We start from the raw sequence: 26,558 nt of genomic DNA, 5'->3' as shown, positions 1-26,558 counted from the left end.
TACCCCACGGTCTGGTTGAGCTGTCAAGCGCGCCACGGGGGAGCCTCCAGGGGGCGCCCGGATGCATTTACCGCCGGCCGGTAGAGCCGTAGGTGCCCACGGGGTTGCCCGCGCCCCCCGGCCCGCAGTAATGGAGGACCGCCCGCACTCACCCGGACCTGGTCAATCCGTGGCGACCCGCTCCAGCAGTGCCACCGGCGAGTCGCCCAGGAGCTCCTCCACGCGCACGTGCCCGGAGAACTCACGCTCCGGTACCAGAACATCGCGCCACACGCCGGGCGGCAGCGGCAGCACTGTCTCCCGCCAGCCGCCCGCCTCCGCCAGCCGCAGCGACAGCCGGGTCACCGCGGTGACCACCTCCCCGGAGCGCGCGAACGCCACGCAGTGCGCCGCCGAGGGCCCCTCCGCGACCAGCGGCGCGTACGTCGCCGCGTCACCGAAGACATCCGGCCGGCGTCGGCGCAGCCGCAGCGCCGCAGCCGTGAGCGCGCCCTTGTCGCCGGAGTCCTCCGGCGGGAACCGCACGGGCCGCCGGTTGTCCGGGTCCACCAGCGCCAGGTACATGCCCTCCGTCCCCTGGTACACGTCGGGCACCCCGGGCATCGTCAGCTGCACCAGGGCCGTGCCCAGCGCGTTCGCCCGGATGTGCTGCTCCAGCCGGCTCCGCAGCCCGGCCACCTGCTCACCCTGCGGCCCGCACGGCCCGGCCGCGACGAACGCCGCCACCGCCTCCTCGTACGCCGGCTCCTGCTCCGTCCAGCTCGTGTACAGCCCCGCCTCGCGCACATGCTTCAACAGCGCCTCCCCGACCCGCTCCGGGGCCGCGGTGCCGAGCCCGAACACCGTCTGCCAGGCCGCCCACGCCAGCTGTGCGTCCGGCACACCGTCGCCGGTGCGGGTCACCTCGGCCAGCGTGTCCGCCCACCACTCGGGGCACTCGGTGAGCACGGCCAGGGCAGCACGCACGTCGGCACTGCGTTTGGTGTCGTGCGTCGACACCACCGTCCCCGTCAGGGGCCAGTCGCGCTGCACGCGCGTGCAGTAATCGTGGAACTCCCGGGGAGAGACCGCCGGACTCCCGGGATTCCCGCCCACCTCGGTCGCCGACAGCAGCGGCACGTACCGGTAGAACGCCGTGTCCTCCACGGACTTGGCCCGCAGCGCCGACGCCGTCTGCGCGAACCGTGTCCGGAACTCCACATGGTCCGGCCCGGCACCGGCCCGCCCCAGCACCAGATCACGTACGACGTCGACGGCGCCCGCCTCCTCGGGGATCACGAAGGCCAGCCGGGCCTCGGCCGCGGCCTCCTCGGTGACGACGGCGGCGGCGTCCGACGAGCCGTAGGGCCGGTAGACCTCCATCCGCACCAGGAGTTCCTGGAGCGCGGTGCGCAGCGCCCAGGGCGCGCGGTCGCGCAGCTCGGGTTCCGGGGACGCGGCACACACGCGTGTCGCCACCCGCGTCAGCCGGTCTGTCTCGGTGGCCAGCTCGTGCGTGATCACCTTGTACGCGGCCCGCCGTGCCGTCGCGGCCCAGTCGCCGCCGCGGTCGGTCTGCGGGGCCGCGAACCGCCGGTACTGGCCGAGGAGTTCCCCGAACCCCGCCGGGTCCGTGAACAGCCCGTCGATGTGCCGCAGGGCGTCGTAGCCCGTGGTCCCCGCCATCGGCCAGTTGGCCGGCAGCCGCTCCCCGTCCGCCAGGATCTTCTCCACGACCGTCCAGCGCCCGCCGGTCGCCTCGTGCAGCCGCTGGAGGTAGGTGTCGGGGTCGGCGAGGCCGTCGGGGTGGTCGACCCGCAGCCCGTCGACCACTCCCTCGTGCAGCAGCTGGAGGATCTTGGCGTGGGTCGCCTCGAAAACCTCCGGATCCTCGACCCGCACCCCGATCAGCTCCGAGATGCTGAAGAAACGCCGGTAGTTGAGCTCCGTACGGGCCAGCCGCCACCAGACCGGCCGGTACCACTGCGCGTCCAGGAGCTGGGGCAGCGGAAGCTCCTCGGTGCCTTCGCGGAGCGGGAACTCGTGGTCGTAGTAGCGCAGCACCCCGCCGTCCACCCTGAGGTTGCCGAGCTCCGCGCCGACCGGATGTCCCAGCACCGGCAGCAGCAGCTGACCGCCCTGTGCCTCCCAGTCGATGTCGAACCATCGCGCGTACGACGATTTCGGGCCCTCCCGCAGCACCTCCCACAGGGCACGGTTGTGGCGCGGGGCCATCGCCATGTGGTTCGGCACGATGTCCATCACCAGACCAAGGCCGTGTTCCCGCGCGATGCGCGACAGCGTCCGCAGTCCGTCCTCGCCGCCCAGTTCCTCACGCACACGCGCGTGGTCCACGACGTCATAGCCGTGCGTCGAACCGGGGACGGACTCCAGCACGGGGGACAGGTGCAGGTGCGAGACGCCGAGCGAGGCCAGGTACGGCACGGCCGCCGCCGCGGCCGCGAACGGGAACTCGGGCTGCAGCTGCAGCCGGTACGTGGCCGTCGGCACCGACGGGTCGGGTCGCTCAGATGTCATGCAGACCTACGTACCCGCCCTGCCGCCTTTCGTGTCATCGCGTCCTCCATGTGTGCGGGACACGGGACGTCGGAACGGGACGGTCCCGACGTGACACCGGGGGCACGACGGGACCGTCCCGTCCCGACGAGAACGGCACGACGGTACGGTCCCGTCCCCACGCAAACGGCGCGTCCGACCTCGTACCCCGGACGCGCCGAAAACGCTCCCTACACGCGCGTACCCGGTGATCGGCACACGAACCACCCCGCTAGACGGGCCGTTGCAGCACCGTCATGCTGCGGTCCACCAGCGTCAGCCGATCCCCGGCCTGCACCTTCGCCCCCGTGCCCGGCGGCACCCCGTCCGGGCGGCCGGTGTCGACCACGACCTGCCACTGCCGGCCGTGGTTGACCGGCACCACGAAGTCCAGCGCCTTGGGCGAGGCGTTGAACATCAGCAGGAACGAGTCGTCGGTGATCCGCTCTCCACGGGGGCCCGGCTCGGAGATCGCGTTGCCGTTGAGGAAGGCCGTCAGCGCCGAGGCCTGCGCGTGGTCCCAGTCCCGCTGGGTCATCTCCTTGCCCTCGGGCGTGAACCAGGCGATGTCGGACAGCTCGTCGTGGGTGCCCTCCACGGGCCGCCCGTGGAAGAAGCGGCGACGGCGGAAAACCGGGTGGTCCTTGCGCAGCCACACCATCGCGCGCGTGAAGGCCAGCAGCTCGGCGCCGAGCCCCGTTTCGCCGGAGGATTCCGGCCATCCCACCCAGGCCAGCTCGCTGTCCTGGCAGTACGCGTTGTTGTTGCCACGCTGCGTACGCGCGACCTCGTCGCCGTGGCTGATCATCGGGACGCCCTGGGACAGCATCAGCGTGGCGATGAAGTTGCGCATCTGCCGGGCGCGCAGCTCCCGCACCGCGGGGTCGTTCGTCTCGCCCTCCGCCCCGCAGTTCCAGGACCGGTTGTGGCTCTCGCCGTCGCGGTTGTCCTCTCCGTTGGCCTCGTTGTGCTTGTCGTTGTACGAGACGAGGTCGTGCAGGGTGAACCCGTCGTGGCAGGTCACGAAGTTGATGGAGGCCAGCGGACGCCGTCCGTCGTCCTGGTAGAGGTCGGAGGACCCGGTCAGCCGGGACGCGAACTCCGCGAGCGCGCGCGGCTCGCCCCGCCACAGGTCCCGCACGGTGTCGCGGTACTTGCCGTTCCACTCGGTCCACAGCGGCGGGAAGTTCCCCACCTGGTAGCCGCCCTCGCCGACGTCCCACGGTTCGGCGATCAGCTTCACCTGGGAGACCACCGGGTCCTGCTGCACCAGGTCGAAGAACGACGACAGCCGGTCCACCTCGTGGAACTGCCGGGCCAGGGTCGCCGCGAGGTCGAAGCGGAAGCCGTCGACATGCATCTCGGTGACCCAGTACCGCAGCGAGTCCATGATCAGCTGGAGTACGTGCGGGGACCTCATGAGCAGCGAGTTCCCGGTGCCCGTGGTGTCCATGTAGTACCGCTGGTCATCGGTCAGGCGGTAGTACTGCGGGTTGTCGAGGCCCTTGAAGGACAGCGTCGGGCCCAGATGGTTGCCCTCGGCGGTGTGGTTGTAGACGACATCCAGGATGACCTCGATCCCGGCCTCGTGCAGCGCCCTGACCGCCGATTTGAACTCCAGGACCTGCTGGCCGCGGTCGCCCCAGGAGGCGTACGCGTTGTGCGGGGCGAAGAAACCGATCGTGTTGTAGCCCCAGTAATTGTTCAGGCCCATGTCGACCAGGCGGTGATCGTTCACGAACTGGTGGACGGGCATCAGCTCCAGGGTGGTGACGCCGAGCTCCACCAGGTGCTCGATGATCGCGGGATGCGCCAGGGCGGCGTAGGTGCCGCGCAGCTCCTCGGGCAGCCCCGGGTGCCGCATGGTGAGGCCCTTGACGTGCGCCTCGTAGATCACCGTCTCGTGGTACCCGATCCGGGGCCGCCGGTCGTCGCCCCAGTCGAAGTACGGGTTGACCACGACCGACGTCATGGTGTGCGGCGCCGAGTCGAGATCATTGCGCTTGTCGGGCGAGTCGAAGTGATAGCCGTACACCTCCTCGCCCCAGCGGATGGAACCGCTGATCGCGCGCGCGTACGGGTCGAGCAGCAGCTTCGACGAGTTGCAGCGCAGGCCGCGCTCGGGCGCGTACGGGCCGTGAGCGCGAAAGCCGTAGCGCTGTCCGGGCATCACGCCGGGCAGGTACGCATGCCGGACGAACGCGTCGCTCTCGCGCAGTTCCACCGCCGTTTCCGAGCCGTCGTCGTGCAACAGACACAGCTCTACTCGGTTCGCGGCCTCCGTGAAGACCGCGAAGTTGGTACCGGCGCCGTCGTACGTGGCACCGAGTGGATACGCCTCTCCAGGCCAGACCTGCATGAAACGACTCTTTCAGCTGTCCCGCGCCGCGTGGGGCCCCTTGGCCCCGAGTGTCCCCGAAAGTGATGGAACCACCTATGACTTACGTCCCTCTTACCGATCGACCAGAGCACAGTGCGATCACAGGATCGCCCTGTGCCGAACCAATGGGGCAGACACGTACTCCCGGAGATACCCGGGGAGTAGGGGGAAGATGTGCGCAAGATAGTGCACCGCCACCTCGGGAAGGTGGTGGCAGGTGCGGCCGTCGCGGTTGCCGGGACCGCCGTAATGATCGGGATCACGCTGCCCGGCACGGCGGGGGCGGACGACACGGGGGGCGGCAAGACGGCCGCGGGACAGTCCGCTGCACAGGCGGGACAGGGCGCGGACGGGGCTGTCGCGCCCGGGGTGGTCGAGCAGGCGCCGGCCGCCGAGGGCGAGAAGGGCAAGGGCCGCGACCCGCTCACCGACGACGAGATCCAGCGGGTCGAGCAGATCGCCGTGAACCGGCAGCTGCTCAACGCCAGTGAGGACGTCGAGGGCGAGCGCGGCCCGCAACGGCTCACCGTCGACCTCGCCGACCCGAAAGCCGGCGAGCTGGACGACCCGGACGCGCCCCGGCGCGCCGACGTGACGCTCTACGACTACCGGGACGACACCCTCGTCACCAGGACCGTCGACCTCGACACCGGCAAGGTCGTCGCGACCGGCACCCAGCACGGCGTCCAGCCGCCGCTGAGCAGCGCCGAGTACGCCGAGGCCGCGAGCCTTCTGATCGCCGACCCGCTGGGCGCGGACCTGAAGGCCGACTACAAGGACGCCACCGACAAGGAACTCACCGACCCGAACCAGCTGCTGCTCACCGGCGCCGTGTACCGGGCGGTTCCCGGCGGCCAGCCCGCCGTGCTCGACAAGTGCGGCGAGCACCGCTGCGTGCGGCTGTTCCCGAAGGTGAAGAACGGCCCCTGGATCGACGCCAGGGCCTTCGTGATCGATCTGAGCGCCCGCAAGGTCGCCAAGCTCAAGAACTGATCCGCCTCCCTCCGTCCACTTTTCCCACCTGCTCCTTCCGCAAGGGAGTCATTTCTTCATGCGTGTCAACAGAATCAGCCGCGCGCGCAGGCACGCGGCCCTCGGCGTGTCCGTGGCCGCGCTGGCCGCCGGTGTCACCACCGGGGCGGGACCGGCCGCCGCCCAGCCGAAGGCCGCCGCCGCGGCGGCCGCGGAGTGCAGCACCGCCTACAAGATCGAGCAGAAGCTCTCCAGCGGCACGACGTGGCGGATGTGCTGGCGCTACGACAGCAAGGCCGGGCTCGTCCTGGAGAACATCTCCTACCAGCCCAAGGGCGAGACCGCGCCGATCAAGGTCCTCAACAGCGCCAGGCTCGGCCAGATCCACGTCCCCTACGACGACGGAAGCGTCGAGTACGACGACCTGACGGGCTTCGGCTTCGCGCAGGGCCTGATGAACCTGGACCCGGGCGAGTGCCCCGGCGGCACCATCAAGAGCGTCAAGGTCCCGGACTCCTGGGACCCGGACCACCCGAACGTCAACGGCCTGTGCACCACCACCCGCTCCCGCGGCCACGCCTACCGCATGCAGGGCGACAGCGCGAACAAGGTCTACCAGGCCCAGGGCAAGGACCTGCTCGTCTACTCGGTCAACCAGGTCGGCTGGTACGAGTACATGACCGAGTGGCGCTTCCAGGACGACGGCACCATCACCATGAACCTCGGCGCGACCGGCAGCCTCTCCTACGAGGACTACGACGCCGGGGACGGCCGCGGCTGGCCCATCGGCAAGGGCCCCCGCGCCCAGGCCACCAGCCACAGCCACAACGCCTTCTGGCGCCTCGACTTCGCCCTCGACGGCTCCTCCAAGAACCGGGTCGAGCAGTACGACTCCACGGTCACCGCGGCCGCCCAGGGCCAGCAGACGGCGACCGTGAAGACCACCCGCACCCCGGTCACCAAGGAACTCGCGGGCGACGCCAAGAGCTACCGCTGGTGGCGCATGGTCAGCGCGGTCGGCAAGAACAAGGACTGGCACCCGCGGTCGTACGAGATCGTCCCCGGTCCCAGCACCAAGTACCCGGCCCGCTCCTTCACCAAGCACGACGTGTACTTCACCGAGTACAACCCGTGCGAGCAGTTCGCCAGCAACAACACCGGCAACTGCGGTGCCGGAGCGGGCGAGTCCGTCGACAAGTGGGTCAACGGCCAGACCCTCACCCACCCGGTGGTCTGGATGAACGTGGGCTTCCACCACATCGCCCGGGACGAGGACCAGCAGCCCATGCCGGTCCACTGGCAGGGTTTCTCCATCGCCCCCAGGGACGTCACGGCTATGAATCCGCTCACTCCCGCCGAGCTCGCCGGACAGAACGGTCACTGGGAGCCCGGTAGTTGAGATTGACCCTGTCCATCCGGCTGCACCGCCGACCGCTCCCGGAGTACCCTTCCTTGATCGTTGGGTGGGGTCATGCCCCCGGGAGTGCTCGGGGGAGCGGAAGGCGGTGCGCGGGTGGGCTCGGGAGGGCTGGAGTTGCCCCCTGGTGACGAGGGTCACGAGGGGAACTCCGCAGACGCCCCGCCCGGCACGGTGTCCCTGGCGCGGCCGATGGACGCGGGAGCGACCATCGGGCCGGAGCTGGACTGGGACGCCGACGCCTGGCGCGAGGTACGCACGCGCGCACAGCGGGCCGGCCGGGCCTACATCTGGCTGAACCTCGTCGAACAGCGGCTGCGGGCCGTGGTGGCCGCTGTTCTGCGTCCCATCTACGAACCCGTCCACGGCCACGACGACTGGGTGGTGGCCGCTGCCGGGCCCGCCGGGCAGGAGTGGGTGCAGCGCGCGGTCGCCGTGCGCGAAGTCAGCCGCCGCAAGGGCTACTTGCTCGACCCGGCCGACGACAACGTCCTCAGCTTCCTCACCCTGCCGCAGTTGCGCGAGTTGATGGTGCAGCACTGGCCCTGCTTCGAGCCCTACTTCGACGACCGACGCGATGTCGAACTGGCTCTGGACGAGCTGGAGGTGACACGCAACGTCGTCTCCCGCAACCGGGCCCTGTCCGAGGCGGTCCTCGGCCAGGCCGAGCGCGCCTCCGCCAAGCTGCTGGAGATACTCGGCGCCGGCGGCGACGTGCCGTCCGCCCGCCGGCTGCCCGTCGACGCGGTCGAGGACCTGGTCGGCGACCGGTACGCCGACGTGGTCGCCGTGCACACCGACCGGGTGCGGCTGCTGCGGCAGTTCCCCGCCGAGGACATCTTCGGCGGCGCCCGCCGCCTGGATGCCGTCGGCATCGGCCTCAACCTCCTCGTGCAGAACTTCTCCGGCCGTCGTCTGGTCCGTCTGGCCGAGGGCGGCTGCCGGGTGCGGCTGCTGTTCCTGAACCCCGCCTCCAGCGCGGTCAAGCGGCGCGAGCGGGAACTCGGCATCAAGCGCGGTGAGTTGAGCCGCGCGGTCGAGATGAACATCCTGCACATGCGCCGGGTGCGGTCGAGGTTGCGCGACCCGGGCGCCTTCGAGATCCAGGTCTACGACGAGACCCCGCGCTTCACGGCCTACCTCGTGGACGGCGACGGCTCGGACGGCATCGCGGTCGTGCAGTCCTATCTGCGCCGGGCCAGAGGCATGGAGGCACCGGTCCTCGTGCTGCGCAACGGCCGTCGCGTGGTCAAGCCGGGCGATGTGGACGACAGCGGCCTCTTCCCCACCTACCGCGAGGAGTTCGAGACGAACTGGGCGGATTCGCGGCCGGTGTCCTGAAGTGTTCCGGTGTTCTGAAGTGTCCGGGCCTGAAGTGTCCGGGCCTCCCGAAGTGTCCGGACCCGTAAGCGGAATGCGGTCCTCTGATTGTCAGTGGCGCATGGGAAGGTGGAGACCACTGGGGGAAAGCACCACCAAGAAGGGGGACGGCCCATGGGCTGGCACCGAGAGCTGCTGATCGGCTTCGACCTGGAAACCACCGGCACCGATCCGCGCGAGGCGCGCATCGTCACGGGAGCCGTGATCGAGGTCAGGGACGGGCAGGCCCTGGGGCGCCGGGAGTGGCTGGCGGACCCGGGCGTACAGATCCCGGCGGACGCCGTGGCGGTGCACGGCATCAGCAACGAACGGGCGACCGCCGAGGGCCGACCCGCCGACCAGGTCGCCGACGCCATCGCGGACGTCCTCGCGACCTACTGGAAGACGGGCGTCCCGGTCGTCGCGTACAACGCCGCCTTCGACCTGAGCCTGCTCTCCGCCGAACTGCGCCGGTACGGCCTGCCGTCCCTGCGCGAGCGCCTGGGCGGCCTCGACCCGGCCCCGGTCATCGACCCGTACACCATCGACCGCTCGGTGGACCGCTACCGGCGCGGCAAGCGCAACCTCGAAGCGGTCTGCACGGAGTACGGGGTCGCACTCGACGCCGCCCACGACGCCTCCGCCGACGCCCTCGCCGCGGCCCGGCTCGCCTGTGCGATAGCCGCGCGCCACCCCAAGGTCGCCGCCCTCGGCCCGGCGGACCTGCACCGCCGCCAGATCGAGTGGTACGCGGAATGGGCGGCGGACTTCCAGAGTTTCCTGCGCCGCAAGGGCGACGCCACGGCGGTGATCGACGGCACCTGGCCGCTGCGCGAGCCTGCCGACGAGACGGTCTGAGAGAACGTCACTCCGGCACGGGACCCGCGATGGGCTCCACCCGCGGCTTCGCCGACCGCGCGTAGTCGGCCCCCGACATGCACAGCGACCGGTCGAGCCGGGCGGCGTTGAAGTACAGCCGGGGTCGGGCCACGACGCCCGGATCGGCGACGACCTCCAGCTCGGGGTCGAAGCTGAACGGCAGCACCGTGCCGGGGATCGCGCGGGCCAGCCGCTCGGCGGTCTCCGCATCGCTGAACCCGACATAGCGCGCGGCGTACAGCGCTAGGATCGTGTCCAGGTCCACGCGCCGGTCCCCGGGGACGACCGCCAGGACACTCCGGGTGGTCCGGCGATCCACCTTGACCCGCAGGACGATGCACTTCGCGGCCTCGGAGGCGGGGTGTCCACGCAGCGCGAACACGGCGTCGGTGGTGCCCTCGGGCGCGTGGTCGATCAGTGTGTAGTCGACGGAGGAGGCGTCGAGCAGCGAGATCAGACGGTCGTAGGTGTCGTAGGCGTCGTCGCCGGGCATCGCGTGTCCTCTTCGCTGGGGTGAACTGTGGTGCGGGGCGGAGTCGTTGCGCGGTGGGCGCGTTCCACGGACTGACCCCAGTAGGTGCCGGTGAGCATCATGACCGCGCCTAGCCCGGTCAGTACGGTGAAGGGCTCACCACCCAGGGCGACTCCCACCGCGGCGGCCCAGATCGGTTCGGTGCCGAGCAGCAGGCTGGCCCGGCTGGCCGAGGTGCGCTGCACCGCCCAGGTCTGGGCGAGGAAGGCGAACACACTGCAGAACAGGGCGAGATAGAGCAGCTGCGCCCAGATGGCCGGGCCGGCGTGGGCCAGCGTCGGAAGCTCGCGTGCGGCCGGGGCGAGGAACAGGGCCGTGCCGACGAGGGTCTGCACGGTCGTGAGGTGCAGCGGCCGTATCGCCCGGCCCGCGGTGAGCCGGCCGACCAGCGCCATATGGCCGGCCCGTACGACAGCGGCGCCGAGCATCAGCAGGTCTCCGAGGCGGGGCGCGTGGAAGCCGTTGCCCGCCATGAGGAGCCCGACGGCCAGGACGGACACACCGGCGGCGGCGTAGAAGGCGGGCGGCAGACCGCCCCGGTGACCGGTGCGGTCGAGAAGGGGGGTGAGGACGATGGTCAGGCTGATGATGAGCCCGGCGTTGGCGGCGCTGGTGTGGGCGACGCCGTAGGTCTCGACGACGAGGACGGCGGCCTGGGTGAGGCCCAGGGGCACCCCCGCCCGGAGCTCCTCACGGGTCCACCCGCGCGGCCCTCGCCCGCGGGCGGCGACCACTCCCAGGCAGGCGAGCGCGGACAGGGCGTAGCGGGCGAAGAGCACCAGCAGGACGGGGAGAGCGGACGTCGCTGTCTGGGCGGAGAGATAACTCGAACCCCAGACGATCGCGACCAGCAGGAGTACCGCGTCGGTACGGCGGGTGTCGGACATGTCCCTACGGTCCACCAGGAGCCCGCTGAAGCCCAGATCCACTTTCTAAAACGATCTTTTAGTACTCCTACACTGTCGTGATGGACGAACGACAGCTGCGGATCCTGCGGGAGCTCGGCGAACTGGGCAGCGTCACCGCGGTCGCCGAGGCAATGCTGGTGACCCCGTCGGCGATCTCACAGCAACTGCGGCTGCTGCAGCGTTCGGTCAGGGTCCCGCTGACCGAGCGCGACGGCAGGCGGCTGGTGCTCACGGACGCAGGGCAGGCCCTGGCGGGCGCGGCCATCGAGGTGGAGACGGCGCTGGCACGCGCGCGGCACACGGTCGAGGAGTTCGTGGACCGGCCCGAGGGCGAGGTCTCGGTGGCGGCCTTCAACAGTGCCGGCGCGGCCTTCTTCCCCCTGCTGCTGCGCGCACTCGCCCACCCCGGCGCCCCCGTGCCGAGGCTGGCCGACAAGGACGTGCCGCAGGAGGACTTCCCCCGCCTCACCCGGGAGTACGACATCGTCCTGGCCCACCGTCTCGACCATGCCCCCGCCTGGCCGTCCACGGTCACGGCCACCACCCTCCTGCGGGAACCACTGGACGTGGCCATGCCTGCCGACCACCCACTGGCGGCCAAAGACCGGGTGACCCCGGACGACGTGGCCAACGAGCCGTGGATCACCGTCCACGACGGTTTCCCGGTCATGGCCACCATCGAGGCGATCGCGGCGGCAGCGGGCCGCCGCCTCCACCTGGCCCACCGCATCAACGAGTTCGCGGTGGCAGCGGAGGCGGTGGCCGCGGGTGGCGGCCTGGCACTGATGCCCCGCTGGACGACGCGCCGCCATCCGGCGTTGGCGCTCAGACCCCTGAGCGGCGTCCGGGCGAGACGGTACATCGACGCGCTGTACCGCCCCGAGAGGACGGCGAGGCGGGCGGTCCGCTCGGTTCTGACGGAGCTCAGGAGCGCGGCACGCACAGTCCAAGGGGGAGATGACTGACCCCACCGGTCAGAACGAAGACCACCGCACCGTGTCATCACCGTCCCGCAGCGAAGCCACCCTGCGCTCGAACTCGCCCAGCGCCTTGGGATTCGACGGCGCATGCTGCGCGACCCACGCACAGCTGGCCGTCTCCCGAGCCCCGCGCAGCACCGAACACCCCTCCCACTCCCGGACGTCCCACCCGTACGCGGCGGTGAACGCGTCATAGGCCTCGGCAGGCAGCCCGTACCGATCCCGGGACAGCGCCATGACCACCAGATCATGCTCACGCAGATCCGAGGAGAAGGTCTCCAGATCGACGAGAACCGGCCCGTCAGGCCCCACGTGCACATTGCGGGGCAGCGCGTCCCCATGGATCGGCCCCGGCTCCAGACGAGGCGTCACCGCGGCCGCGGCCGCCGCGAAACCGTCCCGCCGCTCGCGGAGGTACGCCGCGTCGGCGGGGTCGATCGCGTTCCCCGCAAGCCTCAGCCACCGCTCCACACCACCCAGCAGCTCACGGGGCGGCAAGTCGAAGGACGGTTTCGGCAGCGCGTGCACGACCCGTAGCAGTTCGGCCAAATCCCGTGGCTCGGCGGGCCGTACGGCGTCGGGCATCCGGTGCCACAAGGTCACCGGATGCCCCTCCACCAACCGGGCCTCCGGCTCGGCCGCCCGCACCGCGGGCACCCCCGCCTCCGCGAGCCACACGGCGATGGCCAGTTCACGGCGTGCCCGGTCGAGGAGCTCGGCGTCGCGGCCCACCTTGACGACCAGGTCACCGGCGGCGAACACGGCGTTCTCGCCCAGGGCGAGCAGCCGGGCCCCGGGCAGCACCCCCGCCGCGGCCAGTACGTCCCGCGCCAGTGTCTCGTCCATCGTCCGGCCCTCCCGGTCCTGACACGTCACGCATGCCTGTGTCCTGCCACCGCGAACGGCGTCGAGTTCACGCCATCGCCCGGCCAGTCTCGCATTCCCACAGGTGGGCCCGTGTGCGCGCTGCCTTGACGGCGCATACCCCCTTCACGACCATGACGGAGGCCCAGGCCAGGCGGGCCGGAACGTCACGAACCGTGCGAAGGAGCCGATGACGTGACCTTGGTGACCGCGACGGAGCGGTCGGCGCAGGGCGCACCGCGCGCCGAGGGGGACCGCCGGCCTCCCGACCGCGGGGCCTGGTTCCTGGTGCTGCCGGCGCTGATCCCGATCCTGGTGCTGAGCGTGGGACCCCTGCTGTACGGGATCCTGCTGGCCTTCACCGACGCCCAGTCGGGCCGGACCCGGGCCACCCAGTGGATCGGCGGCCTCAACTTCCAGGATCTGCTGCACGACACCCTGTTCTGGGAGTCGTTCCGGATCGGTCTGGTGTGGGCGGTCGGCGTGACCGTGCCGCAGTTCCTGCTCGCGCTCGGCCTCGCCCTTCTGCTCGACCAGGACCTCAAACTGCGCTGGCTCGCCCGCGCCCTCGCGATCATCCCCTGGGCCATGCCCGAGGTGGTCGTCGGTGTCATGTGGCGGCTGGTCTACAACCCGGACGCCGGCGTCCTCAACGAGACCCTCCGAACCCTGGGCCTCGGCGACGGCCGTGACTGGCTCAGCGGCCTGTCCACCGCCCTGCCCGCCGTGATCGTCGTCGGCGTCTGGGCCGGGATGCCCCAGACGACGGTCACCCTGCTCGCCGGCCTCCAGAACACCCCGCGCGAACTCCACGAGGCGGCAGCGATGGACGGCGCGGGCGCCTGGCGCAGGTTCCGTACGGTCACCTGGCCCGCCCTCAGACCGGTCGCCCTCGCGATCACCGCCCTCAACTTCATCTGGAACTTCAACTCGTTCGCCCTCGTGTACGTACTGACCAGCGGCGGACCCGGCGGCCGCACCCGGCTCCCCATGCTCTTCGCCTACGAAGAGGCCTTCCGCTACGGCCAGTTCGGCTACGCGGCCGCGATGGGCCTGGTGATGGTCGCGGTGATCTCCCTCCTCCTCGCCCTCTTCCTGGTGGGCCGGCTCAGGGACCGCACGGGAGGTGACCAGGCGTGAGGACCAGCACCACCGGACGCGTCGGCCAGTACGCCGCCCTCCTCGCCTATCTCGTCTTCCTCGCCTTCCCCTTCCTCTGGCTGGTCTCCACCGCCTTCAAGTCCCCGCGAGAACTGGGCAGTCTGCACCCCACCTGGATCCCACGGGACCCCACCCTCGACAACTTCCGCCAGGCCTTCGACGAACAGCCCCTGCTGCGCGCCGCCGGAAACTCCCTGCTCGCCGCATCCGCCGCCGCCGTGATCGCCGTACTGATCGCGACCCCGCTGGCGTACGTCATGGCACGCCGGCGCACCTGGCTCGCGAAGGCCGCCACGGGCTGGGTGGTGGTCAGCCAGGCCTTCCCGCTCGTGCTGGTGATCATCCCGCTGTTCCTGGTGCTGAAGAACCTCCGGCTGATCAACTCCCTCGTGGGCCTTGTGCTGGTGTACGTCGTGTGGGCGCTGCCGTTCGCGCTGTGGATGCTCGTCGGATACGTCCGCGCCGTGCCGACCGAACTGGAGGAGGCGGCGGCCGTCGACGGAGCCGGGCGCCTGCGGACCCTGGTGTCGGTGACGGCGCCGCTGCTCGCGCCGGGGATCGTGGCGACGGCACTGTTCGCGTTCATCACCGCCTGGAACGAGTTCTTCTTCGCGCTGGTGCTGCTGAAGACCTCCGACAAACAGACCCTGCCGGTCGTCCTCACCCACTTCATCGGCGCCGAGGGCGTCGCCGACCTCGGTCCACTGGCGGCGGCCGCCTTCCTCGCCACCCTTCCCTCGCTGATCATCTTCGCGATCATCCAACGCCGTATCACGGGAGGCATGTTGGCCGGGGCGGTGAAGAGCTGATGCGCGCCCGATGGTTCGTAGGAGTGCTCCTTCTGCTCCTGGCCGGGTGTACCGGCACGAGCGCACCGGAGGACGGTCGCATCACCCTCCGCTTCCAGTCCCTCGCCTGGCAGGAGGAGTCCGTCGAGGCCAACAAGGCACTCGTGAAGGAGTGGAACGCGACTCATCCCGGCGTGAAGGTCGAGTATGTGCAGGGGAGTTGGGACAGCGTCCACGACCAGCTGCTCACCTCCTTCGAGGGCGGTGAGGCGCCGGACATCATCCATGACGCCTCCGACGACCTCGCGGACTTCGCCTACGGCGGCTACCTGGCGGATCTCAAGGACCTGCTGCCGCAGCGGCTGAAGTCGGACATCCCCCAACGGAGTTGGGCGACCGCCACCTTCGGTGACGGGGTCTACGGCGTGCCCTTCCTCCAGGAGCCCCGTGTCCTCATCGCCAACGCCGAGTGGCTGAACGAGTCCGGCGTCCGGATCCCCACCCCCGAACGCCCATGGAGCTGGGCGGAGTTCCGGCGGATCACCGAGCGGCTCAGCGGAGACGGCACGTACGGCGTGGCCTGGCCGCTCAAGGAGCCCGTCTCCGCGACCCTCAACCTGTCGCTGTCGGCGGGCGGACAGCTCTTCCACCGGGGCGCCGACGGAAAGGCCACCATCCGCTTCGAGAAGGCCGACGAGACCGTGCCCCGCACGATCCACGACCAGGCGAACACCGACCACAGCGCCTCGCCCACCACACTCGGCAGCGGCGGCTCCGACACCCTGCCCGGCTTCTTCGGCGGCAAGTACGCGATGGTCCCGCTCGGGTTCTCCTACCGTCAGCAGATCGCGCAGCAGGCGCCGAAGGGCTTCCAGTGGCAGGTGCTGCCGGCCCCGGCCGGCGCCGACGGGCTCACCCAGGGCGTCAGCCCGCAGACCCTGTCCGTCGCCGAGGACAGCCCCCATAAGAAGGAAGCCGCCGAGTTCATCGACTTCCTGCTCCGGCCCAAGAACATGGTCCGGCTGGCGCTGGGGGACTGGATGCTGCCCACGGGGACGCAGGCGCTCGCCGATCCGGCCCTCCATGTCACGAAGGACGGCTGGGCCACCGGCACCGCCCTGGCCTCCCACCTCACCACAGCGCCCGCGCAGTCCGTCCGCGGCTACCCGGAGTGGAAGGACAAGGTCGCCACCCCCGCCTTCCAGGAGTACTACAGCGGAGCGATCGGCCTCGATGAGCTGCGCAAACGTCTGGAGGACGACGGGAACCTGGTGCTGGCCCGCTACCAGCGCTGAGGTAATTCGGTTGTCGGCGTCGAGGGCCCGCGCCTAGCGTGCCCTCCGTGGGAGCCTTCAACGCGATCTACATCTCCGGTCTCGGCCGGGGCTGCACGCACTCCATCCGGATGCGCCGCGGCCCCGGAGCCCTGACCGGCCCGGGGCGCGACACCCTCTGACGTCTGCGCGTCCCCGCTTCTGTTTCCCCAGTCTTCCGGTCGGGGCCTTCGTCTGCCCGTTTCCCGTCACGGAAGACAAGGACCACTGGCCATGGGCCGCCCCACCCGCGTTTCCCGCGTGCTCTCGCAGAACTTCCTCACCGACCGCGGTGCCGCCGCGCGCCTCGCCGGACTCGCCGTACCTCGCCCGACCCCGCTGCTGCTCGAAGTCGGCGCGGGAAAGGGCGCGTTGACCGAGTTGCTCGCCCCGCGCTGCCGTCGGCTGCTCGCGTACGAGATCGACTCGCGGCTCGTTCCGGTACTCCGGGAGCGCTTCTCGGACACCCCACACGTGCAGGTGGTCGAGGGGGACTTCCTCGTCGCCCGACCGCCCCGCACGCCGTTCGCCGTCGCCGGCAACGTGCCCTTCTCGCGGACCGCGGACATCGTCGACTGGTGTCTGCGGGCTCCCGCCCTCACCGACGCGACACTCCTCACCCAGCTCGAGTACGCCCGTAAACGCACCGGGGACTACGGGAGGTGGACCCAGCTGACGGTCCTGAGCTGGCCCCGTCATGACTGGCGGCTGGTGGGCCGTGTCGGTCGGCACAGCTTCCGGCCCGCGCCACGGGTGGACGCGGGGATCCTCCGGATCGGGCGCCGGCATACACCCTTGCTCGGGCCCGCGGCGCTGCACGGCTGGCGGCACCTGGTCGAGCTCGGCTTCTCGGGAGTCGGCGGGTCGCTGCACGCGTCCCTGTGCCGGGCCCACCCACGGCGGCGGGTGGACGCGGCGTTCCGCTCCGCGGGGCTCGACCGGAGGTCGCTGGTGGGCGAGGTGGCGCCGGTGCACTGGCTGCGGCTGTACGAGGTGCTGGCGCCGTGAGCGGGCCCAGGAACGCGGGGAACTGCGCGACCGGGCACGGTGGCGCCGCGGACAACGGACGCCGTACCGCTCGAACTCCCCAAACACGTTGCACGAGACGTTTCGTCTCGTCTAGCCTTCCCGTCATGACCACTCGCTCGCACATCGCCATGTTCTCCATCGCCGCCCACGGTCATGTGAACCCCAGCCTCGAGGTGATCCGCGAGCTCGTGGCGCGCGGGCATCGGGTCACGTACGCCGTCCCGCCCCTGTTCGCCGAGAAGGTCGCCGAGACCGGTGCCGAGGTGAAGTCCTGGAACTCGACTCTGCCGGGCCCCGACGACGACCCGGCGGCCTGGGGCACCGAGCTGCTCGACCACGTGGAGCTCTTCCTCGCCGACGCGATCCAGGCCCTGCCGCAGCAGGTCGAGGCGTACGACGGTGACGAACCGGATCTCGTCCTGCACGACATCACCGCCTACCCGGCCCGCATCCTCGCCCACCGCTGGGGCGTGTCGGCGATCTCCCTCTCGCCGAACCTCGTCGCCTGGCGGGGCTACGAGGAGGAGGTCGCCGAGCCGATGTGGGCCGAGCCGAAGAAGACCGAGCGCGGGCAGGCCTACTACGCCCGGTTCCAGAGCTGGCTGGAGGAGAACGGGGTCGCCATGCACCCGGACACCTTCGTCGGCCGTCCCGACCGCTCCCTCGTGCTGATCCCCAAGGCCCTGCAGCCGAACGCCGACCGGGTCGACGAGAGCGTGTACACCTTCGTCGGCGCCTGTCAGGGCGACCGCGGCGCCGAGGGGGAATGGCAGCGGCCGGCCGCGGCGGAGAAGGTGGCGCTGGTCTCGCTCGGCTCCTCGTTCACCCGGCGGCCCGTTTTCTACAAGGAGTGCGTCAGGGCCTTCGGTGACCTTCCCGGCTGGCACCTCGTGCTCCAGATCGGCAGGCACGTGGACCCGGGCGAACTCGGCACCGTGCCGGACAACGTCGAAGTACGGTCCTGGGTACCGCAGTTGGCGATCCTCAAGCAGGCCGACCTGTTCGTCACGCACGCCGGCGCGGGCGGGAGCCAGGAGGGACTGGCGACCGCCACGCCGATGATCGCCGTACCGCAGGCCGTGGATCAGTTCGGCAACGCGGACATGCTCCAGGGCCTCGGTGTCGCCCGCCGGATCGACACCGAGGAGGCAACCGCCGAGGCCCTGAAAGCGGCTGCCCTCGCGCTGGTCGACGACCCCGAAGTCGCCCGGAAACTGAAGGAGATCCAGGCGGAGATGGCTCAGGAGGGCGGCACCCGCAGGGCGGCCGACCTCATCGAGGCGGCACTGCCCGCATGAGTGAGGGCCCGTTGGTACCCCGGTCACCAACGGGCCCTCAGTACAAGGGGGTTCAGCCTTCACCGAGGAAGGCTCAGACCCTCAGGGGCTCACCCTCGTCGTCCCGTGCCGCAGGCGCCGCCACGGCGTCCGCGGCTTCGTCGTGGGTGAGGTCGGGCAGCCGGTTCAGCCACTTCGGCAGATACCAGTTGCGCTCGCCGAGGAGCGCCATCACCGCCGGGAGCAGCACGCCCCGGATGATCGTCGCGTCGATGAGCACCGCGGCCGCGAGGCCCACGCCCATCTGCTTCATGGACTGCATGGACAGCGTCCCGAAGATCGCGAACACGGCGACCATGATGACGGCGGCGCTGGTGACGACACCGGCCGTGGTGACCACCCCGTGCTGGATCGCGTCCCTCGTCGTACGGCCCCGCAGGCGTGCCTCGCGGATCCGGGAGACCACGAACACGTGGTAGTCCATCGACAGGCCGAACAGGATCACGAAGAGGAACAACGGCAACCAGGTGATGATGGCGCCGACGCCCTCCGCGCCCACCAGTGACGCGCCCCAGCCGTGCTGGAAGACCGCGACGAGGATGCCGTAGGCGGCGCCCACCGACAGCAGGTTGAGCACGATCGAGGTGATCGCGACCGTCAGCGAGCGGAACGACAGCAGCATCAGCACGAAGGCGAAGACCACGACGAACGCGAACACCGGGACGACCGCTCCCGCCAGCTGGTCGTTGAAGTCCTTGGAACCGGCGACCTGCCCGGTGATCGGCGCCTCGACTCCGTCGACCTTGCCGAGGGTGGCCGGACGCACCTCGTCGCGCAGCGTGTCCAGGCTCTGACCGGCCTTGTCGAGATCGGAGCCGCCCACCAGCGGGACGTACACGAAGGCGAGGTTCTGCGCGTCGTGCAGCTTGATCTCGACCGGGCCGCGCGAGGCACCCGAGGAGATCGCCTTCGCCTTGAAGTCGGCCAGCGCGGAGGTGACTTCGGGGGCGTTGATGTCGGCCGCCTTCACGACCACCTCGGCCGGCTCGGAGCCGCCCGGGAAGGCGTCGTTGACCCGGTTGTACGTCTGCACGATCGGCAGCGAGTCGCCGAACTGCTGGTCCAGGGTGAGGTTCTGGGTCTTCATGCCGAGCGCGGGCGCCGCGATGGCGAGCAGCGCGCCGGCCGCGACCACGACCGAGACGACCGGCTTCGCGAGGACGCCCTTGAGCACGGCGGTCCAGAACCGGCTCTCCCGGTTGCCGCCCCGCTTGCGACGCAGCCGGCTCTCCGGGTGCAGGAAGGGGATCTTGCCCTTCTCGACCCGCTCGCCCAGCAGGGAGAGCAGCGCGGGCAGCACGGTCACGGAACCGACCATGGCGACCGCCACGACCATCAGCGAGGCCAGACCCATCGCCTCGAACTCGGCGAGCCCGGTGAACAGCATGCCCGCCATCGCCACACACACCGTGACACCCGAGACGATGATCGCGCGGCCGCTGGTGGCGGCGGCGATCCGCAGAGCGGTCTGCGGATCCCGCCCGGCCTGCCGCTCCTCGCGCTCACGGCGCAGATAGAACAGGCAGTAGTCGACGCCCACGGCCAGACCGACCAGCAGCATCACGGAGTTGGCGGTGTCGCTCATGGGCATCACATGGCTGACGATGCCCATCAGCCCCATGGTCGCCATGATGGCGCTCACGGCCAGAAGCACCGGCAGGAAGGCCGCGACCAGGGCGCCGAACGCGATGAGCAGGATGCCGAGCGCCACCGGTACCGCGGAGAGCTCGGCCTTCTCGAAGTCGTCGCCGAACGCGTCGGAGAACGTCTTCATCATGCTGGCGCCGCCGATCTCCTCGATCCGCAGCGACTCGTGCTCCTTCTGCACCCCCTCGACGGCCTTCAGCACCGGCTCGACCCGGTCCCCGGCGGTGTCCGCCTCGCCGCGCATGTCGAACTGCACGAGCGCGCTGCGGCCGTCCTTCGAGATCGTCCTGGTGTCGTACGGCGACGTCACGTCGGTGACCTTGCCGGTGCCCTCGACCGCCTTCACGACCGCGGCGACGGCGGCCCTGAAGTCGGCGTCGGTCGCCTTGGCGTCGGCGTCCCTGGCCTGGATCAGCACCGACTCACTGGCCGGCTCGTCGATCCCGGCGTCCTCGATGATCTTCGCGGCGGTGTGGGTCTCCCCCTTCAGCTGGTCGCTGTCCTTGACGTCGACCCGGCCCGCCGCCGAGCCGAGCCCCATCGCCAGAACGACGAACAGCACCCAGATACCGACGGCAGCCCATCGGTGCCGTGCGCTCCAGCCGCCGGCCCGGGCGGCCAGGCCCCGCACCCTTGTGTCTCCGTTCCCCATGACGGGCTTGCCCCCTCGAGAGCGGTGGCAGCCCCCTGCCGCCACCTTTCGTTTCGAAGGTATGGGCCGGATAAGGCCATCTCGTCGTGCTGCCCGGTGAGGTCCGCCGGGCACCGGCTCCTCCCAAGGGACCGCGCGCCCTCCGCACTGGGGAGGACCGTGACCCTTACATCTAACGGCCCTTGTGCGGGGCGATGATCGGGGTACGCGCGAAGGCCGTCCTAGGGTGTGCGCATGACGACCACGTATGCGGCGCTGCTGCGCGGAATCAACGTCGGAGGCAGCAGGAAGGTCCCCATGGCCGACCTGCGCACCCTGATGGAAGACCTCGGGCATGGTGGTGTACGCAGCTACCTCCAGAGCGGACAGGCCGTGTTCACCGCCGACCACGGCGACGAGGAGACCCTGGCCGCCGAGCTCGCGGGCGCGATCGAGAAGCGGTTCGGCTTCGCGGTCGACGTGATCGTCCGCGACCACGCCTACCTGAAGGCCATCGCCGAGGCCTGCCCCTTCCCGGCCGCCGAGCTGGAGGCCAAACAGCTCCACGTCACCTACTTCTCCGCGCCCGTCGACGCGGACCGCTTCGCGGAGATCGACCAGGCCGCCTACCTCCCCGAGGAGTTCCGCCTCGGCGACCGCGCCCTGTACCTGTACGCCCCGGACGGCCTCGGCCGCTCCAAGCTCGCCGAGCACCTGTCCAAGCCGAGGCTGAACAAGGGCGTGATCGCCACCAGCCGCAACTGGAACACCGTCGTCAAGCTGGTGGAGATGACCGGTGCCTGACCGCGATTCCGCCGTGGAGGCCGCCGTCCAGGGCGAGTTGCGGCTCCTGGTCCCCGAGGTGCGCGCCTCGCCCGAGCTGGTGGGCGCGCTGCTGCACCCCGAGTTCCACGAGTTCGGCGCGTCCGGGCGGCGCTGGGACCGCTTGTCGATCATCGCCGCCCTCGCCGGGGCCTCGGATCAGGAGGCCGGGCCGATCGCCGCGTCCGGGATGAAGGGGGTCCGGCTCGCGCCCGACGTCGTTCATCTCACCTTCGACACGGAGCACAACGGCGGCCGGGCACACCGCAGTTCACTGTGGCGGCGCACGCCGAGCGGGTGGCTGCTGTACTTCCACCAGGCGACGCCGTTCGCAGGATGACCCGCCGGGCGCACAGCGTCGACACCCCTGTGCGAGGCTCCTCCCATGCGCTACATCATCATCGGGGCAGGGGCGGTCGGCGGGGCCGTCGGCGGACGGCTCGCGGGGGCCGGGCACGAGGTCGTTCTGGTCGCGCGGGGCAAGCAGTACGCGGCGCTCAGGGACAGCGGGCTGCGACTGAGGGTGCCGGAGGGCGAGTTCACGTACCGGCTCCCGGTCGTGGAGGGGCCGGCCGGACTCGGCGTACTGCGCGCCGACGACGTACTCGTCCTCGCCGTGAAGACCCAGGACACGGAAGGCGCCCTGAACGCGTGGGGCCCGGCCCCGGTCGAGGGCGGCGGCACGGCTGCCGAGCGGCTGCCGCTGCTGTGTGCGCAGAACGGCGTGGAGGGGCAGCGCGTGGCCCTGCGGCGATTCCGGCAGGTGTACGGCGTCTGCGTCTGGCTGCCGGCGAGCTTCGTGGAACCCGGTGTCGTCAGCGCCGCCTGCGCCCCGCTCACCGGGATGCTGCACCTCGGCCGTTACCCGCACGGCACCGACGAGATCCTGCACCGGATCGCCGCCGACCTGGAGAAGTCCAGGTTCGAGGCGCCGGTCGTGGCGGACGTGACGCGGTGGCAGTACGCCAAACTGCTGACCAACCTCGGCAACGCCCTGATGGCTCTGAGCGGCCCCGACGACGGCGGAGCGGACAGCAGGTCACTGCGCCGGCGGGTCCGTGCCGAGGGCGAGGCGGCGCTCGACGCGGCCGGGATCCCGTACGCGAGCGTCGAGGAACAGCGGACGACCCGCGGCGACAAGGTCACCGCCGTCCCGCTCGACGGCGTCCCGGTCGGCGGCTCCTCCTGGCAGTCCCTCGCCCGCGCCACCGGCACCATCGAGGCCGACTACCTCAACGGTGAGATCGTCCTCCTGGGCCGACGGCACGGCGTCCCGACGCCGCTGAACGAACTTCTCCAGGGCCTGGCCAACACCTTCGCCCGCGAGCGCAGGGCAGCCGGGTCGCTGCCGGTGGGGGAGTTGGCACGGCTGGCCGACGAGGCGGTGGCGGCTGCCGAGGAGTAACGCCTACGCGCTCACCGTCAGCCGCAGCAGCCCCCGCGCCGCCGCCGCGTCGTACCGCCGCAGCAGCACCCGCGCCACCTCCGGCGCGGGCCCCAGCACCTCGGCCAGGACGTCCGCCTCGGCCGCGCCCCGCGCGATGCGGTCGGGCAGGAAGCCCGGGGCGAGCACGTACGGCGCGACGGCCACCTTCGCGCAGCCGAGAGCCCGCAGCTCCCGCACCGCGTCCTCGGTGCGGGGCAGGGCCGCGGAGGCGAACGCAGGCCGCACGGCGCACCAACCGGTGTGCCGCCACTCCCGCGCGATGTCAGCGATCACTGCGATCGCCTCCGGGTCGGTGGACCCCGCCGAGGCCAGCACGACCCCGGTCGAGGACTTGTCGGCGGGCGTCAACCCAGCCTCGTACAGCCGCCGTTCGAGCGCCGACAGCAGCAGCGGCGACGGGCCGAGCACCTCCGCCTGCCGGATCCGCAGCTGCGGCGGCGCGTCCCGCAGCACCGCGGGGATGTCCGCCTTCGCATGGAACGCTCGCGTCAACAGCAGGGGCAGCGCTACGACGTCACGGACGCCCTCCGCCGCCAGGGACTCCAACACCCCCTGCACGGAAGGGATGTTGAAGTCCAGGAAGCCCGTCTCCACCCGTACGTCCGGGCGCAGCGAGCGCACCCGGCGAACGAGAGCGTGCACCGTCGCGGCATGCCGCGGATCGCGGCTGCCGTGGGCGATGACCAGGAGAACGGGCTTCATGGACTCAGCTCTTCACCAGCAGACCGCGGCTGCGCAGCACCCACCGCTCCAGCGGGCTGAAGATCAGCAGGTCGATCGCGATGCCGACGAACAGGATGAGCAGGATCGCCTCGAACACCATGGCCATGTCGCTGTTGGTGCGGCCGTTCTCCAGCAGCTGGCCGAGGCCCACGCCGAGGTCGGGGAACTGGGCGATGATCTCCGCGGCCATCAGCGAGCGCCAGGAGAACGCCCAGCCCTGCTTGAGGCCCGCCACATAGCCGGGCAGCGCGGCAGGCAGCGTGATGTGCCAGATGCCCTTGATGCCCGTCGCGCCCATCGTGCGGCCGGCCCGCAGGAACAGCGGCGGCACCTGGTCGACGCCGGACACCAGGCCGTTGGCGATGGAGGGGACCGCGCCGAGCAGGATCACGGCGTACATCATGGAGTTGTTCAGGCCCAGCCAGATCACGGCCGGCGGCACCCACGCCACCGACGGCAGCGACTGGAGGCCGGACAGGATCGGGCCGATGGCCGCGCGGATGAACTTCACCCGCGCCACGATCAGGCCCAGCGGGGTGCCGATGAGCAGGGCGAAGAAGAAGCCCAGCAGACCGCGCGAGACGCTGGTCCAGATGTAGCCGAGCAGATCGCCCTGGAGCCAGGCCGCCTTGAACGTGGAGCCCACGGCCGCCGGCGACGGCAGCTTCGACGGGTCGTCGACGACCGGGTAGAGGAGCGCCCAGACCGCGAGGACCACCGCGAGCGCGATGACCGGCGGCAGGATCTTGTTGACGAGGGTCTGCCGGAGGGTCGGGCGGCCGGTGGCCTGGGTCTCCAGCGCGTCGAGGCCCGCCTCTACGCTCCCGGCGTCCTGGGCCGGTGTCGTGTCAGTGCTGGCCATGACGGCGGATCTCCCCACGCAGTTCTTCGGTGATCTCACGGGCCAGTTCGGCCACGGGCGCGTCCTCGATGCGGCGCGGCTGCGGGATGTCGACCGTCCACTCGCGCGCGATCCGGCCGGGCCGGGAGGACAGCAGGATCACGCGCTGCGCGAGCCGTACCGCCTCGCGCACGTTGTGCGTGACGAACAGGACGGAGATCCCGGTCTCCGTCCAGATCCGGGTGATCTCGTCGTGCAGCACGTCCCGCGTGATGGCGTCGAGGGCCGCGAACGGCTCGTCCATCAGCAGCAGGTTGCTCTCCTGCCCCAGCGCGCGGGCCAATGCCACGCGCTGGCGCATACCGCCCGACAGTTCGTGGACGCGCTTGCCGTACGCGCCCTTCAGCCGGACCAGTTCGAGCAGCTCCTCGGCCTTGCCGCGCCGCTCGGGCTTGGGAACTCCCCTGAGCTTCAGGGCGAGTTCGATGTTCTTGCCCGCGGTCAGCCACGGGAAGAGGGCGTGCTCCTGGAACATCAGGGCGGGGCGGCCATCGGTCGTGATGGCGCCCGTGCTGGGCTGGTCCAGTCCCGCCACCAGGTTCAGCAGCGTGGACTTGCCGCAGCCCGAGGCCCCCAGGAGGGTGACGAACTCGCCCGGCGCGACATCGATGCTGATGTCGTCCAGGACGAGCTGCTGTCCACCCGGTCCCGCGAAGGACTTCGAGACGTGGTCGAGGCGTGCGGCGTACTCGACGGACTCGTCGGCCTTGGCGAGCGTCGTGGTCGTGGCCATGGTCGTCACCTCCTGGGAACTCTTCGGGGACCGGGGTCAGCTGGTGCCGAGACCGGCGGCGTCGACCGGGGACTCGCCGTCGGCCTTGAGGACCTTGTTGAGGAGCGTGAGGTCGTAGATCCCGTTCAGGTCGGGCTTCTTCAGCAGACCGGCCTTGACCGCGTGCTCCGCCTCGGTGTTGAGCGTGGCGGCCAGCGGGTCGTTGGTGAACTGGATCGACTTCCAGGCCGGGTCCAGGACCTCGGGCTTGAGCGCCTTGCCGGAGTCCGCCTCCAGCTGCTTGTTCGCCGCCGCCTTCGCCGCGTCGGGATTGGAGTTGATCCACTTGTTGGCTTCCACCGACGCCTTCAGGACGGCCTCGACCGCCTTCGGGTGCTCCTTGAGGAAGTCCTGCCGCACGATGATGTTCGTGATCACGAACTTCTTGTCCGGCCACAGCGACGCCTCGTCGAGCAGCACCTTGCCGCCCTCGGCGACCAGCTTGGACGCGGTCGGCTCCGGCACCCAGGCGCCGTCGATGGAACCCGACTTGTAGGCGTCCGGCGTGATCTTGTTGTCGGTGCGGACGACGGTGACGTCACCCTTGCCGCTCTGCGCGTCGACCTTCCAGCCCTGGTCGGCGATCCAGTTGAGGAACGCCACGTCCTGCGTGTTGCCGAGCTGCGGGGTGGCGATCTTCTTGCCCTTGACGTCCTTCAGGGACTTGATCTTGTCCGGGTTGACGACCAGCTTCACACCGCCGGAGGCCGAACCGCCGATGATCTTCAGGCTCTTGCCGCCCGACTTGACGTAGCCGTTGATCGACGGGGAGGGGCCGATCCAGCCGATGTCGATCGACTTGGAGTTGAGCGCCTCGATCTCGGAAGGGCCGGCGTTGAAGGTCGCGTACGACGCCTTGGTGGCCCCGAGCTCCTTCTGGAAGAAGCCCTTGTTCACCCCGACGAGCGCGGTGCCGTGGGTCAGGTTGCCGAAGTAGCCGATCTTGACGGAGTCGAGCCCGTCGATCTTCTTGGCCCCGGCGGCGACCTTGGCGGCGCCGTCGTCCTTCGCGTCGGAGCCGTAACCGCAGGCGGCGAGGGTGAGGAGCGGGAGCGCGGCGATGACCGCGAGGGTGCGGCGAAGAACTGGTGTAGCAGGCACGGGAGGTGTTCCTCTCGGAGGCCCGGCGGTCACGGTCTTTCAGGTCGTGGCCGGGAGGTC

23 protein-coding genes are annotated in these 26,558 nt (G+C 70.6%); 13 read left to right on the top strand and 10 right to left on the bottom strand.

Features of this window, described 5'->3' with window-relative positions:
• Nucleotides 1-162: 162 nt before the first annotated feature.
• Both treY and glgX read right to left on the bottom strand, forming a co-directional pair.
• The gene (gene treY, locus OG841_RS11075) at nt 163-2,517 is read right to left on the bottom strand and encodes a malto-oligosyltrehalose synthase (RefSeq protein WP_328641569.1); all 2,355 of its coding nucleotides are present in this window, start codon (nt 2,515-2,517) and stop codon (nt 163-165) included.
• 250 nt (nt 2,518-2,767) lie between these two features.
• Entirely contained in the window at nt 2,768-4,894 is a 2,127-nt protein-coding gene (glgX, locus tag OG841_RS11070) for a glycogen debranching protein GlgX (RefSeq protein ID WP_328641570.1), read from the bottom strand.
• A 195-nt stretch (nt 4,895-5,089) separates the two neighbouring features.
• Here glgX and OG841_RS11065 point away from each other — a divergent pair, with 195 nt between their 5' ends.
• The 4 genes from OG841_RS11065 (at nt 5,090) to OG841_RS11050 (ending at nt 9,521) form a co-directional block, all read left to right on the top strand.
• The gene (locus tag OG841_RS11065; protein ID WP_328641571.1) at nt 5,090-5,908 is read left to right on the top strand and encodes a Tat pathway signal sequence domain protein; all 819 of its coding nucleotides are present in this window, start codon (nt 5,090-5,092) and stop codon (nt 5,906-5,908) included.
• 58 nt (nt 5,909-5,966) lie between these two features.
• A complete protein-coding gene (locus tag OG841_RS11060) occupies nt 5,967-7,286 on the top strand; it encodes a copper amine oxidase (RefSeq protein ID WP_328641572.1) in 1,320 nt (439 codons plus the stop codon).
• A gap of 72 nt (nt 7,287-7,358) precedes the next feature.
• The gene (locus OG841_RS11055) at nt 7,359-8,645 is read left to right on the top strand and encodes an SAV2148 family HEPN domain-containing protein (protein ID WP_328641573.1); all 1,287 of its coding nucleotides are present in this window, start codon (nt 7,359-7,361) and stop codon (nt 8,643-8,645) included.
• A 153-nt stretch (nt 8,646-8,798) separates the two neighbouring features.
• A complete protein-coding gene (locus tag OG841_RS11050; RefSeq protein WP_328641574.1) occupies nt 8,799-9,521 on the top strand; it encodes a 3'-5' exonuclease in 723 nt (240 codons plus the stop codon).
• Between the two features lie 7 nt (nt 9,522-9,528).
• On the opposite strand, the gene OG841_RS11045 is transcribed toward OG841_RS11050, so the two are convergent.
• Nucleotides 9,529-10,035, bottom strand: coding sequence for a YbaK/EbsC family protein (locus OG841_RS11045; protein ID WP_371564676.1), 507 nt, complete (start codon nt 10,033-10,035; stop codon nt 9,529-9,531).
• Nucleotides 9,996-10,961 carry a DMT family transporter gene (locus OG841_RS11040; RefSeq protein WP_328641576.1) on the bottom strand — a complete coding sequence of 322 codons (966 nt, stop codon included), beginning with the start codon at nt 10,959-10,961 and terminating at the stop codon, nt 9,996-9,998. The genes OG841_RS11045 and OG841_RS11040 overlap by 40 nt, the downstream gene beginning before the upstream one ends.
• A gap of 80 nt (nt 10,962-11,041) precedes the next feature.
• Between OG841_RS11040 and OG841_RS11035 the strand changes: the two genes are divergently transcribed.
• Nucleotides 11,042-11,947 (top strand): LysR family transcriptional regulator, encoded by a 906-nt coding sequence (locus OG841_RS11035; RefSeq protein ID WP_328641577.1) that lies wholly within the window; start codon nt 11,042-11,044, stop codon nt 11,945-11,947.
• 9 nt (nt 11,948-11,956) lie between these two features.
• Here the strand turns inward: OG841_RS11035 and OG841_RS11030 are convergent, their stop codons facing one another.
• Nucleotides 11,957-12,808 carry a phosphotransferase enzyme family protein gene (locus OG841_RS11030; RefSeq protein ID WP_328641578.1) on the bottom strand — a complete coding sequence of 284 codons (852 nt, stop codon included), beginning with the start codon at nt 12,806-12,808 and terminating at the stop codon, nt 11,957-11,959.
• 213 nt (nt 12,809-13,021) lie between these two features.
• Between OG841_RS11030 and OG841_RS11025 the strand changes: the two genes are divergently transcribed.
• From OG841_RS11025 to mgt, 5 genes are all read left to right on the top strand, one after another.
• Complete coding sequence (locus tag OG841_RS11025; RefSeq protein ID WP_328641579.1) at nt 13,022-13,966, top strand: carbohydrate ABC transporter permease; 945 nt, start codon at nt 13,022-13,024, stop codon at nt 13,964-13,966.
• Complete coding sequence (locus tag OG841_RS11020) at nt 13,963-14,796, top strand: carbohydrate ABC transporter permease (protein WP_328641580.1); 834 nt, start codon at nt 13,963-13,965, stop codon at nt 14,794-14,796. Before OG841_RS11025 ends, OG841_RS11020 begins: the two co-directional genes overlap by 4 nt.
• Nucleotides 14,796-16,070, top strand: coding sequence for an ABC transporter substrate-binding protein (locus tag OG841_RS11015; protein ID WP_328641581.1), 1,275 nt, complete (start codon nt 14,796-14,798; stop codon nt 16,068-16,070). The genes OG841_RS11020 and OG841_RS11015 overlap by 1 nt, the downstream gene beginning before the upstream one ends.
• A gap of 252 nt (nt 16,071-16,322) precedes the next feature.
• The gene (erm, locus tag OG841_RS11010) at nt 16,323-17,096 is read left to right on the top strand and encodes an ErmE/ErmH/ErmO/ErmR family 23S rRNA (adenine(2058)-N(6))-methyltransferase (protein ID WP_328641582.1); all 774 of its coding nucleotides are present in this window, start codon (nt 16,323-16,325) and stop codon (nt 17,094-17,096) included.
• A gap of 125 nt (nt 17,097-17,221) precedes the next feature.
• Nucleotides 17,222-18,415 carry a macrolide-inactivating glycosyltransferase gene (mgt, locus tag OG841_RS11005; RefSeq protein ID WP_371564670.1) on the top strand — a complete coding sequence of 398 codons (1,194 nt, stop codon included), beginning with the start codon at nt 17,222-17,224 and terminating at the stop codon, nt 18,413-18,415.
• 73 nt (nt 18,416-18,488) lie between these two features.
• Here the strand turns inward: mgt and OG841_RS11000 are convergent, their stop codons facing one another.
• Complete coding sequence (locus OG841_RS11000; RefSeq protein ID WP_328641583.1) at nt 18,489-20,753, bottom strand: MMPL family transporter; 2,265 nt, start codon at nt 20,751-20,753, stop codon at nt 18,489-18,491.
• A gap of 234 nt (nt 20,754-20,987) precedes the next feature.
• Here OG841_RS11000 and OG841_RS10995 point away from each other — a divergent pair, with 234 nt between their 5' ends.
• From OG841_RS10995 to OG841_RS10985, 3 genes are read left to right on the top strand one after another with little or no spacing between them, the layout of a single operon-like run.
• Nucleotides 20,988-21,536, top strand: a complete 549-nt coding sequence (locus OG841_RS10995; protein WP_328641584.1) for a DUF1697 domain-containing protein — start codon at nt 20,988-20,990, stop codon at nt 21,534-21,536.
• On the top strand, nt 21,529-21,894 hold the full coding sequence (locus OG841_RS10990) for a nuclear transport factor 2 family protein (protein WP_328641585.1): 366 nt from the start codon (nt 21,529-21,531) through the stop codon (nt 21,892-21,894). Before OG841_RS10995 ends, OG841_RS10990 begins: the two co-directional genes overlap by 8 nt.
• Before the next feature lie 45 nt (nt 21,895-21,939).
• Nucleotides 21,940-22,959, top strand: coding sequence for a ketopantoate reductase family protein (locus tag OG841_RS10985; RefSeq protein ID WP_328641586.1), 1,020 nt, complete (start codon nt 21,940-21,942; stop codon nt 22,957-22,959).
• Between the two features lie 3 nt (nt 22,960-22,962).
• On the opposite strand, the gene OG841_RS10980 is transcribed toward OG841_RS10985, so the two are convergent.
• Genes OG841_RS10980 through OG841_RS10965 form a run of 4 tightly spaced genes read right to left on the bottom strand, consistent with a single transcriptional unit; the run spans nt 22,963 to nt 26,498 of the window.
• On the bottom strand, nt 22,963-23,703 hold the full coding sequence (locus tag OG841_RS10980) for a sirohydrochlorin chelatase (RefSeq protein WP_328641587.1): 741 nt from the start codon (nt 23,701-23,703) through the stop codon (nt 22,963-22,965).
• A gap of 4 nt (nt 23,704-23,707) precedes the next feature.
• Nucleotides 23,708-24,586 (bottom strand): ABC transporter permease, encoded by an 879-nt coding sequence (locus OG841_RS10975; protein WP_328641588.1) that lies wholly within the window; start codon nt 24,584-24,586, stop codon nt 23,708-23,710.
• Nucleotides 24,573-25,358, bottom strand: a complete 786-nt coding sequence (locus OG841_RS10970; RefSeq protein ID WP_307079507.1) for an ABC transporter ATP-binding protein — start codon at nt 25,356-25,358, stop codon at nt 24,573-24,575. The genes OG841_RS10975 and OG841_RS10970 overlap by 14 nt, the downstream gene beginning before the upstream one ends.
• Nucleotides 25,359-25,394: 36 nt before the next feature.
• Entirely contained in the window at nt 25,395-26,498 is a 1,104-nt protein-coding gene (locus OG841_RS10965; protein ID WP_328641589.1) for an aliphatic sulfonate ABC transporter substrate-binding protein, read from the bottom strand.
• Nucleotides 26,499-26,558: the final 60 nt, after the last annotated feature.

It is taken from the genome of Streptomyces canus (genome assembly GCF_041435015.1).
In the GTDB taxonomy this organism is placed as follows: domain Bacteria; phylum Actinomycetota; class Actinomycetes; order Streptomycetales; family Streptomycetaceae; genus Streptomyces; species Streptomyces canus_G.
Note: the sequence above shows the minus strand (reverse complement) of the source record. Positions and strands in the feature narration are given on the sequence as shown.

What these genes read in the sequence shown, in the direction of transcription:
- treY (WP_328641569.1), bottom strand. Translation starts at nt 2,517, where the DNA reads ATGACATCTGAGCGACCCGACCCGTCGGTGCCGACGGCCACGTACCGG.
- glgX (WP_328641570.1), bottom strand. Translation starts at nt 4,894, where the DNA reads ATGCAGGTCTGGCCTGGAGAGGCGTATCCACTCGGTGCCACGTACGAC.
- OG841_RS11060 (WP_328641572.1), top strand. Translation starts at nt 5,967, where the DNA reads ATGCGTGTCAACAGAATCAGCCGCGCGCGCAGGCACGCGGCCCTCGGC.
- OG841_RS11055 (WP_328641573.1), top strand. Translation starts at nt 7,359, where the DNA reads ATGCCCCCGGGAGTGCTCGGGGGAGCGGAAGGCGGTGCGCGGGTGGGC.
- OG841_RS11050 (WP_328641574.1), top strand. Translation starts at nt 8,799, where the DNA reads ATGGGCTGGCACCGAGAGCTGCTGATCGGCTTCGACCTGGAAACCACC.
- OG841_RS11045 (WP_371564676.1), bottom strand. Translation starts at nt 10,035, where the DNA reads ATGCCCGGCGACGACGCCTACGACACCTACGACCGTCTGATCTCGCTG.
- OG841_RS11040 (WP_328641576.1), bottom strand. Translation starts at nt 10,961, where the DNA reads ATGTCCGACACCCGCCGTACCGACGCGGTACTCCTGCTGGTCGCGATC.
- OG841_RS11035 (WP_328641577.1), top strand. Translation starts at nt 11,042, where the DNA reads ATGGACGAACGACAGCTGCGGATCCTGCGGGAGCTCGGCGAACTGGGC.
- OG841_RS11030 (WP_328641578.1), bottom strand. Translation starts at nt 12,808, where the DNA reads ATGGACGAGACACTGGCGCGGGACGTACTGGCCGCGGCGGGGGTGCTG.
- OG841_RS11015 (WP_328641581.1), top strand. Translation starts at nt 14,796, where the DNA reads ATGCGCGCCCGATGGTTCGTAGGAGTGCTCCTTCTGCTCCTGGCCGGG.
- erm (WP_328641582.1), top strand. Translation starts at nt 16,323, where the DNA reads ATGGGCCGCCCCACCCGCGTTTCCCGCGTGCTCTCGCAGAACTTCCTC.
- mgt (WP_371564670.1), top strand. Translation starts at nt 17,222, where the DNA reads ATGACCACTCGCTCGCACATCGCCATGTTCTCCATCGCCGCCCACGGT.
- OG841_RS11000 (WP_328641583.1), bottom strand. Translation starts at nt 20,753, where the DNA reads ATGGGGAACGGAGACACAAGGGTGCGGGGCCTGGCCGCCCGGGCCGGC.
- OG841_RS10995 (WP_328641584.1), top strand. Translation starts at nt 20,988, where the DNA reads ATGACGACCACGTATGCGGCGCTGCTGCGCGGAATCAACGTCGGAGGC.
- OG841_RS10985 (WP_328641586.1), top strand. Translation starts at nt 21,940, where the DNA reads ATGCGCTACATCATCATCGGGGCAGGGGCGGTCGGCGGGGCCGTCGGC.
- OG841_RS10980 (WP_328641587.1), bottom strand. Translation starts at nt 23,703, where the DNA reads ATGAAGCCCGTTCTCCTGGTCATCGCCCACGGCAGCCGCGATCCGCGG.
- OG841_RS10975 (WP_328641588.1), bottom strand. Translation starts at nt 24,586, where the DNA reads ATGGCCAGCACTGACACGACACCGGCCCAGGACGCCGGGAGCGTAGAG.
- OG841_RS10970 (WP_307079507.1), bottom strand. Translation starts at nt 25,358, where the DNA reads ATGGCCACGACCACGACGCTCGCCAAGGCCGACGAGTCCGTCGAGTAC.